Source organism: Nonomuraea angiospora (genome assembly GCF_014873145.1).
In the GTDB taxonomy this organism is placed as follows: Bacteria; Actinomycetota; Actinomycetes; order Streptosporangiales; family Streptosporangiaceae; genus Nonomuraea; species Nonomuraea angiospora.
In genome coordinates, this window is record NZ_JADBEK010000001.1 from 696,052 (window position 1) to 709,689 (window position 13,638).

Sequence of the window (13,638 nt, forward strand, 5' to 3'; positions counted from 1 at the left end):
GCCTACGGAAGTAGCGCACCAGCACACTGACCTGCCGCCGGGCGCGATCCGGACCACCGGGGAGTCGGAGCCGGCCCGGATGTAGTGGAAACGCTCTGACCCGAGGCGAGATCGCCTGATTCTGTTCTGTTTTCAGAGATATCCGACCGGCGCACGGCGGATGACGCATTTCGAGGATTCTGCAACTTTGCGCGCCCGCATCCGACGGCCGCGGTATGGCCCGTGCCCCCGGGCCGGGACTGGCGGGGGCACGGGAAGGCCGCGCTAGCGGGCGCGGTAGGACAGGATCAGGCCGAGACCCTCGAGAGCGGACTTGTCACCTTCCAGGACCAGGCGCCAGGTCCCGGCGGTGAGGCCGGGGGTCGGCAGGAGCTTGCCCTCGTTGAGCGTCAGGCGTCGTTCGCCGTTGATGAGGAAGCGGGCCGAGCCGTCCCCGGCCGGCGAGTACAGGGCGTACACGCCGGTGATGGCGCGGCCGGTCATGCCGGGGAACATGTCCGGCGTGAACGGGAGGGTCAGCGTGTCGTCGGAGCCGTCGAGGAACGCGGACCACTCCTCGGGGAACTCCGCCGGGATGTCGCAGTAGCGAGCCGTGGCATAGGGCTTGAGCATGCCCTTGACCGCGCCGGCGAAGAGCTCGCCGCCCTGTTCGGCGGAGTACTTCACGGTGATGGTGACGTCCATGAGCTGCGGGGAGCCGCCGGAAGGCAGCTCCAGGCGCCACCGGGAGACCGCGCCGGTGCCCTCGAAGGGAAGGTAACGGTCGTCGTCGTAGCGGAGGTCGAAGAGGCCGTTGTTGTCCTTGTACTCCTCCAGGTCCGACAGCGCGATCTGCTGGCCGCCGCGCCAGTCGGCGCGCAACGTCGCCGGCATCGGGCCCTTGGGGTCGAGGAGGTACTTGACGGCCTTGGGATCGGCCGCGAGCACCGTCCTGCTGTCCAGCTGGGTCAGCACGGCGTTGAGACCGATCGGGCCCTCCGGGCCGGTGAAGGTGACCGACACCGTCTTGACGCGCCGGCGGTAGTGGCCGGGGAAGTCGCGGTCGAAGAGGGCCTCGGTCAGGGCGAACTCGCAGCGGCCGGTGTTGCGCAGGCCGAGCGCGGCCACCGGGTCCAGCGCCAGCAGCGACGCCTTCTTGATGATCTCCAGGCCGCGGCGGTCGCTCTCCACCCACGCCTTGCCCAGCCGCTCCAGGTCCACCCCGAGGCTTTCCGCGGCGAGCAGGCCGTTGCGCCGGCTCTCCCAGTAGAGCGGCTGGATGTAGTCGGCCTCCCCCTCGGGGACGCCCCGCTCGTACTGGAAGGACCGTTGCGCGGCGCGCGCCATGTCGTACGCCATCGAGTAGGTCTGGAAGTACAGCCCGGCCAGCCGCCCCGACATCCACTGGTACAGCTGGAGGTTGGTGAACTTGCCGGTCATGAAGGCGCCGACGGCCTCCTGGTTGGCGATCTGCTGATCCAGGATCTGCAGCTCGCGCTGGGCGGCCTTGAGCCGGAGCTCGGCGGCCTTCACCTGGTGGCCGAGCTGCTCCAGGTCGTTGCGGGCGACGGCGAGCTGGAAGGTCCAGTCGCCCACCATCCGCTCCTGCTCGGCGCGGATGCCGAGCAGCTCGCCGATGACGTTCAGCGCCTCGGCCGCCGACGAGGAGGCCTCGCCGCCGTGCTCCAGGGCCTCCGTCACCTGCTCGCGGCCCAGCTTGGTGCCCATGATGAACAGGCCCAGCAGGACGTCCGGCAGGCCCGAGGCGATGGCCGCGCCGGCCTGGAAACCGGTCGCGACCACGTGGGCGACCACCGCCGCGGACATCATGCCGAGCTGGGCCTGCTCCAGCGGCGTCAGCCCGGCGGCGATCAGCCCCTCGTAGTGGTCGACCCGGTTCTGCGCGCCCTGCGCGCTGACCTGCACCTCGCTCAGGCCCTGGGCGGCGATCTCCACCTCCGCCTCGCGCACCGCGCGGGTGAGGGACAGGATCGTGCCCTCGTGCCGGTTGTTGAGCAGCGCCAGCTCCTCGGAGTCGCGGCGCTCCAGCACGCTGAGCAGGTCGCCGCCGAACTGCCGCAGCTTGTCCACCAGCTCCTGCGCCTTGCGGAAGACGGGGGAGAAGCGGTAGTGCGGCACCGGCAGGGCAGCGGCGGCGGCGAGCCGGTCGAGCGAGGCTCCCGCCGCCGCCCCGCGCACCAGCGCCATCACGTCGGCCGGCGGCTCGAACAGCGGCAACGGCCGGCTGACGCCCATGATGTCGAGCGAGGCCCGGATCTTGCGCAGCCGGTCCTCGACGCGGTCCCAGTACTCCAGGAAGACGCCGTTGGCGGGGACGTGGAAGTACGGCCCCGCGACGCTGGCGTGCACCTCGCCCGCCTTCTCCAGCATCGCGCCGCCCGCGGTGAGCTCCGGGAGCCCGTCGTCCTCGGGCGCCCGGCGCAGCTCCTCGTAGGTGAGCGCGGGCGTGAGGGCCCGCGGGCCGAGGTCCTCGGGCGGCCGCTCGCCGAGCAGGTCGTAGGCGAAGATGTAGAGCATCCTGGCCTCGTCGACGCTCTCGGCGGTGTACTGCCTGAAGAGCAGGTCACCCCAGTCGAGCAGGTTGTCGACGTACGCCATCACGACCGCGCGCCGGTAGGCCGGCGGACGCAGCTCGGCGATCGCGTGCGGGTCGAAGGGATCCTCCAGGTACGCCTTCAACAGCGCGGCCCGGTCGCCCATGAGGTCGTACTGCTGGCACAGCCGCCCGACCAGGGCGACGCGTTCCAGCAGGCCCTTCAGCGCCGGCCCGGCCCCCGGCGGCGCCTCCAGCGCGTTGAGCGCCTCCTCGATCGGCGCCACCCCGGCGGTCGCCGGCCCGCCGGACGGCAGCTCGGCGAGATAGTCCTTCTCGGCCTGGCTCAGCTCGCGCTGGTGCTGGAAGGCGGGGGCCATCGGCTCCACCTTGACCAGGATCGCCTCCAGGTCGGCGGCCGGCTTGCCCACGTCGGCCCCTCGGACGGAGAGCTCGGCCAGGTCGTCGCGGCAGCTCTTGACCAGCGCCTCGATGTCCGCCGCCAGGAACGGCAGGAAGCGCCAGTATCGCGGCGTGGTGGGGTCGAAGACGTACTCGTACCAGGTGCGGGCGTCGTCGAATTGCTGGGCGGCGTTGAGCGCCTGGGCGATGAGCGTGGGGGCGTGGAAGAAGACCTCCCAGTAGTAGATGCCGTTGCCGCTGTTGAAGTCCAGGTGCGTGGCGGCCGGCACGCCCTGCTCCGCGGTCGACTCGGTGACCAGGATCGTGGTGGCGTCGGAGACCCGCGTGCTGAAGGCCGGCAACTCGTCGAGCTCCTGGATCTCCGGCGCGAGCAGCGCGGGCACGCCGCCCTCCAGCAGCGCCTTGTTCAGCCGGTACGCCGTGCTGGAGGTGAGCCTGATGACCTCGTGCGGCAGCGCGGCGATCTCGTACGGCCGCTGGACCTTCACCGCCGAGGGGTAGGTGACGTACGTGGAGCCGAGGAACAGGTAGAGGTCGCCGGCGTCGAGCACGCCGTCCAGCCCCGTCTCCCAGCCGGCGGGCAGGCCGCTCCAGTTGCCGCTGACCGGGGAGAACTCCGCCATGGACGCCAGCTCCTCGCCGGGCCGCAGCACCGTGTAGTCCTGCTCGCTGAAGACGTAGCGCAGGCCCGCGCGCCGGAAGACGGCCCGGACGCGGCGGCTCATGGGCTTGGGATAGCCGGGGTCGGCCAGCGCGGCCGGGACGCCGTCCTTGAGCGTGTAGCGGACGTACTCGAGGTTCCTGGCGAGGAACAACGTGGCGTCCTGGCCGCCGGTGCCGGCGACGACGTAGGCCGCGTCGACGCCCTCGTCGGTGACGGCCGTCCTGGCCACGCCCAGGGGCTTGACGGGGGACGGCTCGCTCTGGACGTATTCCCTGGGACCGTTGCCGGACTGCCCCCGGCCCTTGCCGGGTTGCTCGCGGGTGATGGACAGGTAGGTGCGGGCGTCGTTGTTGAAGAAGTAGACGCTCTCGCCGTGGCGGAAGGGGGCGCTGACGGGGCCGGACTGCGGCAGGCCGTCCCTGTTGCCCCGCAGCGGGATCGGGCGCTCGTTCGGGCCGTCCCCGCGCCGGTAGGAGTCGCCGCTCACGACGAAGACCTCGTCGCCGCGGAACAGGAGCGCATCCACCGGCGGGTTGCCGATCGCCCACGGCGGCAGGAAGGTCTCCAGGGAGCTGCCGGGACGGGTCCGGCGCAGCCACACGTGCTGCCCGGCCGAGTAGTAGTACTCCACGCCGTTCGCGTCGACGGCGGCGGCGTCCACCCTGTCCCACTGCGGGAAACCCTCTTTGTTGCCGGCGATCGGCTTCGGATAGCCGGCGTCGATCCTGCCGAAGGGGTCACCGGAGTAGCGGTAGTAGTACGCGCCGGAGAACAGGTAGCGGAACCCGTCCTTGACGATGGCCGCGTCGACCCCGGCCGCGTCGTCGTACAGGGGGGTGGCGACGTGTCCCCAGCGTTCGGCCGTCAGCGGCTTGCCGAGGCGGGTGGCGGTCGCCCGGGTCGCGGAGACCTCCACGTAGTAGGGGCCGGAGCCGCTCTCGCCGGTGTTGTTGAAGAAGTACCTGACGCCGCCGGGCAGCTCGACCGCGGCGTGGATCGGGGACCACACCGGCAGCTTGTCGGAATTGCCGCTCAGCTGCCGCGGCTCCTCGCCGCTGCCCTCCGGGGCGATCGGCCGGCACAGGAAGCTGCCGCCCTTGTGGTCGACGCTCATCCACGGGTCGCTCTCGGCCCCCGCCGGCAGGGTCAGCTGGACGACCTTGGACGCCTCGATGGGCTCGCCGAAGATCTGCTCCAGCCGGGACGGCCGCACCGGCTCGGGCACGCCCTCGGCGCGGATCGCGTACAGCTCGGGGGTCAGCGCGAACGCCGACTGCACCTTCTGCGGGCCCTCCGGCTTGGCGACCGTGTACGTGGCGGTGATCAGGATGGTGTCGTGCGTGCCGCCGTCCGGCACCGGCACGGTGGCGGAGGCCTGGACGTACAGGCTGACGCCGTCGACGGGCGCGTCCAGCACGTCCTCCAGCGGCAGGACCTGCGAGGGCACCCATTCGCCGTTGAGGTTGCGGAAGGAGTAGTTGACGCGCACGCGGTACTTGGGCGGCGGCGGGGTGAGCGTACGGTCGTCGCCGCTCTGCTGCTCGGTGAGCGTGGTCTGGGCGCCGGGCTCGGGCGCGACCGCCTCGGCCGTGGGCCAGAAGACGAAGATGCGGCCGAAGGCGTGCACCGGGTAGACGATCTCGGCCTCGACCTGCGCGTCCACCTTCAGCCACGGCTGCCAGGTGGCCGACAGGCGCCCGTCGTCCCTGAACTCCGCCTCGCGGCAGTAGTAGCGCCTCGGCTCGGTCCTGGTCCTGCCGAACAGCACCAGCCGCCGCACGCCCGCCTCTGCGCCGTCCGCGCGGTAGACGTAGCCGCCGGCGATCGCGAGCCTGGAGACCTCGGTGTACTCGTCGAGGTAGCGCTTGTAGGCCTGCTCCACCTTCTCCTGGGTGATCTCGCCCTGCAGCAGGTCGTCCTCCAGAGCGCGGAAGGCGGGCGTCTTGGAGCCGCGCAGCTCGGGGCGCAGGTAGTTCTCCGGGTAGAGGAAGACCTTCCTGTTGGCCTCCCACAGGCGGTAGTTCTTCAGCCACGCCCACCAGGTCCTGATCCGCCGCCTGATCTCCTCCGGGTCCCGCCCGCTCGCGACCGTCACCCGCTCCAGGTCGAGCAGGTAGCGGTGCACGTAGAGCTGGGCGGCCGCGATGGCCTCGCGCACCCGCGAGGTGCGGCCCTGGCCGCCCATCTCGACGTCGGCCAGCAGCAGCTCGTACAGCTCTCCCGGGGTGCCCGGGACGATCGAGACGAGGGCGTCGCGCTTGAGTACATTGATCTCGTCGTGGACGGCGGCCGACAGCGCCTCCCACTCGCCTGGATACAGGCGCTCCATGATCCCGTAGAGGGCGGTGTTCGCGGCCGCCAGGGCGGGCGCCTCGCCGAAGGCGGGCCGCCACACGTCGGTGTAGAGCGCGGACGGGGCCTCCCCGATCCGGCCGGTGAGCGTGAACAGCTCGACCAGGCGGAGCAGGAACTCGACCTCGAAGCGGTCCTCCTCCCACCGCACCGGCGCGGCGCTCACCGCCGCGGCCGCGATGGCCTCGGGCTCGGCGGTCAGGAGCGCGGCGTTGCGCTTGGCCCACCTGATCTCGTCGACGTCCCAGCCGAACAGGTCTGCCAGGTAGGCGTACGGGTCCTGCACCACGGCCGGCGGGTCCAGCAGGAAGGCGGCCAGGCCGTCCGGGTGCCGGCGGGCGAGGTCGACGAACCTGGAGATCGTGTGCACATCGCTCAGCCGGTAGTCGGCCGTGCCGCCCCAGCGGTAGCGGAACCGCTGCGGGTAGGTGCGGTCCACCTCGTGATAGCCGCGGGAGTAGCGTACGTATTCGTCGCCCTTGCACAGGTACGTGCGGCCCTCGAAGACGAAGGCGCCGTCGACGCCCGACTCGAAGCGGCCCGGCAGATCGCCCCAGTCGTCCCGGACGGTACGGGGGTGGCCTTCCTCCACGAACTCCAGCGCGCCCGGACGGTAGCGGACGTACTGCTCGCCCTTGAAGGCGTACAGCTCGCCGGTGGGCGCGGCGAAGGCGGCGTCGATCAGCCGGTGGCCGGCGTCGGCGAAGGCGTTGCGCACCTTGCCGAACAGGGCGTTGACGGGCCGCGCGGCCGGTTCGCCGACCCGCTGGCAGAGGCCGCCCTTGATCAGGTGGACGACGCCGGCGGGGCCCGGGGTGCGGAAGGCCGCGTCGAGGCCGTCGGCGAAGTCCGCGGGCGGGTCCTGCATGCGCAGATCGAGGGCGAGGCCGGGAAGGATGGCGCGGGGGTAGCCGTCGTCGGCGTACTCGTACGCGGTGCCGGTGTAGCGGACGTACTGGTCGCCGGAGAACAGGTAGGTGTGCGCGCCGGCGACGATCGTCGCGTCCACCTTCTCCCTCTCCACGAGGTTGTTCCGGACGCGGCCGAGGACGGCCAGGTCGCGGGTGGCGGTCGCGGCGCGGGAGACGACGTGGCAGGAGCCGCCGGCGAAGAGGTAGGCGGTGCGGCCGTGGGCGACGGCGGCGTCGATCGCGTGGCCGGTGACCGCGTCGTCGAACGACTCCGGCAGGTTGGCGAAAGCCGTCTCGCGCCGCAGGTTGCCGACGATCTTCTTCGGGTAGCCGGGGTCGATGTAGCGGTATTCGGAACCGGTGTAGCGGACATACCGGTCGCCGGAGAACAGGAATGTCGTGTCGTCGCCGAAGACGCAGGCGGCGTCGATCCTGGCGGTCGCGTCGTCGGGCACGAACGGGTTCGGCGACCTGCCCCACCGGTCGCGGATGACGGCGAGCGGGGCGAAGTCGTGCCCGTCATGGCGGGAGTACTGCTCGGACAGGAAGAAGTACGTCGAGCCGTCCGGCGCGGTGAACGCCGTGCGCAGCGCGTCACCGTCCTCCCTGCTGGACTCGAGGACGCGCTCGAATCCGGGCCAGAGCCGCTCGATCGGGCGCGGGTAGGACCAGGCGCCGGCTCTCTCGTCGTACTGCAGGCAGTGCTCGCCGAGCAGCAGGAGCATGGTGTCGCCCGCGAACAGCACCGCGTCGGGCACAGGGTGGCCGGGTATGCGGTACTGCTCGGGCACCTGCCAGAAGCTCTCGTCGGCGATCTGCGGCTCGCCGTCGGGCTCGGTGTAGTCCGTGCCGGAGTAGACGAGGTAGCGCCTGCGGCCGTCCTCGCCGGGCGACTCGAAGACGTACGTCTTCGTGCCGCGGACGTACGCGAGCGCGACGTCGTCCAGTCCGCCCCAGTGCTCGGAGACGAGCCGGGGCTCGCCGTCGATGGTGAGGCCGGGGTTGGGGGCGGCGGTGCCGGCGGGGCCGGGGTCGGCGTAGACGACGAACTGGTCGCCGCTGAACAGGTACGTCCTGCCGTCCCTGCCAACGAACGCCGCATCCACCTTGTTGTCCTGATAAATCGTGTTACGTGGCTTGCCCCACTCCTCGGCGAGGAGGTACGGCCTGTTCAGCCGCGTGTTGACGCAGTTCGGCCCCTTGAACAGGTACGTGGTGCCGTCGGCGCCGCGCAGCACGGCGTCGAGCCCGCGCCGGAACTCCTCCGGCGCCGCGCGCAGCGACCGCGGCGTGCCGGTCTCCTGCGCGAACCCGAACCCCTCGACGGCCTCGACGCCCGCGCGATGGCGCCAGCCGCCGCCGTCCTCCGCCAGCAGCTTGCCGTCCTCCAGGAACGCGCAGCTCAGCCCGATCGACGAGGCGTCGTCGTAGCGGCGGTAGAGGCCGTCGGACACGATGTGGCAGCGGCCGGCGCGGAAGAGGTGGACGTTGCGGCGGTCGGCGAAGGCGGCGTCCACGCCGTCGAGCGTGACGTCCAGGGCCGCCATCCCGGGCTCCCGCGACAGCGCGGACAGGGCGGCCGGATAGCCGTCCTGCACGTATTCGAGCTCCGTGCCCAGGTAACGCACGTACTGGTCGCCGGAGAACAGGTAGGTGTAGTGGCGGTCCACCTTCCTGCCGTCGATCTCCTCCGTCACGGTCCTGGTCAGCGCGGCGTCCACCAGGCCCGTCCGGGCGATCCGGTTGACCACGTTGCCCCAGTACGCGGGGACGGAGGCCGGGTAGCGGTCGTCGGCCCTGGTGTAGTCGCCCCCGGAGAAGCGGGTGTACCGGTCACCGGAGAAGGCGTAGGTCCGGCCGTCCTTGCCGACGAAGGCGGCGTCCACCTTGGTGAAGGGCAGCAGGCTGTCCCAGTGCTCGGCGATCGTGCGCGGCTCCGACCACCAGCGGTGCCGCGCGTCGGACACCACGAAGCCGTCGCCGGCGAAGAGGTACGTGCGGCCGGTGCCGTCGGTGAAGACCGCGTCGATGACCGCGAAGCGGGGGTCGGCGGCCAGCGAGGCGGGCAGGTTCCACCAGTTGTCGGAGACCGGCTTGGGGTAGCCGGCGTCCGGGGTGGCGTAGTCCCTGGTGGAGTAGCGGACGTGGAAGTCGCCGCCGTCGGCGTGCACCTGGATGCGCAGCGGGTTCCTGCGGAGCGTCAGCGCGATGCCCTGCTCGGTGCCGACGTGCCAGGTCCGGTACTCGTCCGTGCCCTCGGCGGTGACGGTGGCGCTCTCGGCCAGGGTCAGGCCGTGCTCCAGGAAGTGGCGGCGCAGCGCGGGCGACAGGCGGCCCTCGTTCAGCTCCGGCTCCTGGGCGAGCGGCACGTCGAACAGGTGACCGCCCTGGCCGAACAGGTACGTCCTGCCGTCCATCACGAAGGCGGCGCCGACCTTGCGCAGCCCTCCCCAGTCACCGGCGATCCGGCGCGGGTAGCCGAGATCGACGACGGCGTAGTCGGCGCCGGAGTAGCGGATGTACCTCTCGCCGCTGAACAGGTACGTCTTGCCGTCCATGCCCACGAGCGCGGCGTCCACGGCGCCGCCGGCCAGCACGTCGGCGACCTTGCCCCAGCGCTCGGCCGTCGGCTGCGGCACGCCGCCGCCGGAGGCGGAGAAGGAGACCGTCCTGCCGTCCTTGAACAGGTGCACCATCCCCGAACCGGGCTCGGTGAAGGCCGCCTCGACGCCGGTGTGGAACTCGCCGGGCAGCCGGGCGAACTCGCTCTCGATCCGCCGCGGATAGCCGTCGTCCACCCGCACGCCGTCGTTCTCCACGCTGTCGGTGTAACGGGCCACCTGGTCGCCGCGGAACAGGTACGTCCTGCCGTCGGGGCCGGTGAACGCGCCGTCGAGGCTCCGCGCGCCGTCGAAGGCGTTGCGGATGCGGCCCCACCGGGCGGAGATCGGCTGCTCCTGCCCGCCGATCTCGAAGTAGCGGCCGCCCGCGAACAGGTGGACATGCCCGTCCACGTCCTGGAAGGCCGCGTCGAGCGCTCCGGTGAACGCCTCGGGCAGCGGCGTGTCGTGGCCCTCGGCCTGCCACCACTCGGCGACACCGCGCGGGTAGCCCTCGTCGACGGTCGTGAAGTCGGGGGTTGAATATCGGATGTACTGGTCGGCGCAGAACAGGTAGGTTCTGCCGTTCTCGTCCACGTACGCGCTGTCGATCCGGCGCGGGGCCTCGAAGTTGTTCCTGACCTTGCCCCACAGCTGGTCACGGGGCGCCCAGCGGATGCTGCCCGGCTCCTTGACGAACAGCCGCGACACCTCCCGATCGGGGGCCTCGTCACCCTCGTTCCGCTCGACGGCGCGGCCGACGATCCACTCGGCGCCGCCGGGGAAGGCGAAGGCGGCGTCGACCCGGGTCAGCCCGGTGAGCCGGGGCGACAGCTCGGTCAGCGCCTTGGGCCTGGGGTCGAGCAGGGCGTACGTGTCGGCGGAGTAGGCCCAGTAGACGTCGCCGGCGAACACGTAGATGCGGCCGTCGGAGCTGTGCAGCACCGCGTCGACGACGTCGACGCCCGGCGGCAGCGCCAGGGGTTCGGGGTATTTGCCGGTCAGGTCCTGGTCGTGGAAGGCGACGGCGACCTCGGTCTCGTCCATGCCGAGCTTGCCGGCCAGCCGCGCGAAGCGGCGGATGCGCTCGTAGGCGGCCTGGAAGTGCGGATCCGACAGCCGCCGGGGGACGGCGATGACCGGCGGGATGAGGATCTCCATCGCCTCGGGCAGCCCGCCGGCGACGCCCGCGCAGATCGCCGCGGCGCTCTCCTGGGGCACCCCGAACGCGTCGGCCAGCGCGGAGGTCAGCGCCTCCTGCTGCTGCCCGGCGCGGCTCTCCAGCGCGGCGGTCACCTCCTCGACCGCCTCGGCGAGCGCCACGGCGACCGCGTGCAGCAGGAAGAACACGTCCCGCTCGAAGTCCTCCAGCCCCTGCAGGGCGAAGCTGACGACGTTCGCGGGGTTGGCGAAGAAGGGGACCGCCTCTCGCGGCACGGACAGGCCGTCGGTGAGGTGTCCCCGCGCGATCAGCTCCTCGACGACCAGGCCCTGCTGCTCGTCGTCGAAGCCGAGCTCGCCCAGCGCCTCCAGGTGGATCCGGTACGGCCGCTCGTCCTGCGCGCACTCGGCGACCCGCCTGGCCACGAGGCCGGTCTCGGCCGCGGTGAACCCGTCGCCGAGCGTCTCCACCTCGGCGACCGGCCAGCCGTCGCTCAGGTAGGTGCCCTCCATCGCGGCCATCGCCCGCTGCGCCATCGCCAGGTCCGCGACCTCGGTGAAGTCCTCGGGGGTGAAGGTGAAAAGCTCGGCCGCCAGCTCGCCGATCTGCCGTTTCGCGGCGTCGAGCACGGCGCTGCGGTGCGGGTGGAATTCGGGCGGCAGCGCGAAGTCGGCGGGCTGGAGCGCGGCCAGCGCCTGCTTGTCCAGATAGCGGCCGTTCTCGTCGATGTAGCCGTTGAAGCGCAGCCCGTCCATCAGCCTGGCCAGCCGCGCCTCGCTGAGCCGCAGCCCCGTGAGAAGCCCGGTGTCGAGGACGAGCGGCTCGGCGCGGAAGGCGTCGACGCGCCGGCGCAGCAGGGTGAGCACCTCGGGGGCCACGTCGGACAGGCCGGCGTTGACGCGGAACGCCTCGACGTTCTCCTCGTCGGCGAAGAACGCCGGATCCTGTACGGCGCCCTCTTCGTCGACGTACCCGTGGTAGATCAGGTTGTCGTAAAGCTCGTCGAGCTGTCCCTGGGACAGGTTGCCGACGGTGGCCAGGTCGGAGGGGTAGAAGGACGAGGTGCCGTTGCCGACGCTGTTGATCAGCTTGAACAGCGCCTCCTTGAACGACGTGAAGTCCCGCTCCAGGTTCAGGGCGTAGTCGGTCTCGGGCATGCCCTCGGTGACGAGCGTGCCGTCGGCGCGCAGCCGTCCGCTGAACACGAGCTGCGCGCGGATCTTGCCGGCCATTCGCTCACCGAGCCCCAGCCCGACGAGGTCGTCGTCGACGATCATGCCGAGGGAGGTGACCGCCTCGTGCGCGGCCGCGGCCACCGTGGCGGGGTCGAGGCGCAGCAGCCGGGCGTCGCGTTCCGACACCACCGCGCCGGCGTGGGCCGCCAGCACGTCGTGGACGGCCTGCGCGGCCCGCGGCCCGAAGCGCTCGCCCTCGAACATGGCCGGCTCCATGGCCACCGCCTGGAACCGCTGGTCGAGGCCCTCCAGCACCGCGAGCCGGTCATCCCCGCCGGACCCGCCGGACCCGCTGGACGCGCCGGACCCGCCGGACGTGCTGGACCCGCTCCCCAGGATCTCGGCCAGCTCCTGCACGCCGAAGCCGCTGTCCTGCATCCACCGGGCGACCGCCAGCAGCGTCTGGGCCAGCCACAGGCCGGAGGCGGGGTCGCCGCCCTCCAGAATGCGGTAGCAGTCCTGCGTCTTCGGCTCGACCCCGCCCATGAGGGAGAACGTGGAATACCGCCACAGCGACGGGTCGCTCTCCAGCACCCCCAGCAGGTCGAACAGCTCCCCGGCGGACATGCCCAGCGCCGAGGTCAGCCTGCCGGTCCGCCGCAGCAGCGCGATCTGCGACGACCCGATCGGAGCGCGGTCGAAGGGGCTCGGCTCCAGGGCGCTGTAGCGGTCGCGGTAGCGCCGCACGGTCTCCGTGATGTCGCTCTCGGAGGTCCCGATCCCGATGGCCAGCTTGCGGCGGTAGTCCTTGTTGTGCGGGCCGAGGATGTCGCCCGACAGGGCGGGCAGCTCCTCGGGCACCGGCTCGACCTCCGCCACCAGCCCGCACACCGCGTCGATGGTGAGGTCGTAGCCCTGCCGCAGGTGCACGGCGAGCGCGATGGTCCGCAGCGCGGCCGCGTCGAGCCTGCCCCCGCAGCACGTGGTCAGGACGCGGTCGAGGTCGTTGAGGCCGAGCCCGGTCCACCTGGCCAGCCGGACGATCCGGCTGATCCGGTCGTACCAGCCGGAGGTGGCACCCTCCAGCCGCGTGCCGTCCGGCGACATGGTGACCGGCCCGCTGCCCTGGTTGACGTAGGAGTCCTTGGGCGGCCGCACGAGGTCGTCCGGCTCGCCGAGCAGCTCCCGCAGTTGCAGCGCCGACAGGCCCGTCGCCTGCTTGAATCGTTCCACATCCGCGAGCGAGGTCAGCGGATCCTGCGGTGCGAGCCCGTAGAACGCCTTGATCCCCGCCTCGTCCGCCGGCGACGTCAGATGCGTGACGGCCTCCGCGGACAGCCCCAGGAACAGCCGGGCCACCGTGTCGGCGTCGGCCACCGGAGCGAAGATCCGGTAGAGCTCGTCCGGTCCGGTCCTGAGGTGCCGCAGGTAGGTCTTGAACCGCTCCTCGTCCAGCGAGAACGGCATCCCGAACGGGTGCTTCAGCCGCTGCCGCATCCGCTCGTACGGCTGGTCCCCGGCGAGCCTCTCCAGCAGCTCGATGACGATGTCCAGGTAGGGAGCCTCGACGAAGGTGTTCTCCCCGTCCAGCAGGACCCTCTTCAGGTCGGCGCGCCGGTCGTCGCCGAGCAGCGACGGCTGCTCCAGAACGGTCTCGAGCAGCCCCAGGAGATCCGCGAGATAGGCCCCCGGCGAGTAGACCGTCCTGGCCTCGTCCTCCTGCCGGTGATCGAGATTCGTGTCGTCGAACAGTGCCTCGTAGCTCGGGAGCGGCTCGTTGCCCGCCATGCGTCCCCCCTCAGAGAAGCCTGCGTAATC

General features: G+C 71.5%; 1 protein-coding gene. It reads right to left on the minus strand.

Annotation, left to right across the window (positions count from 1 at the left end; genetic code table 11):
- Nucleotides 1-264: 264 nt before the first annotated feature.
- Nucleotides 265-13,608: a Tc toxin subunit A-related protein gene (locus H4W80_RS03125; protein ID WP_192783669.1), complete on the minus strand. Its 13,344-nt coding sequence runs from the start codon at nucleotides 13,606-13,608 to the stop codon at nucleotides 265-267.
- Nucleotides 13,609-13,638: the final 30 nt, after the last annotated feature.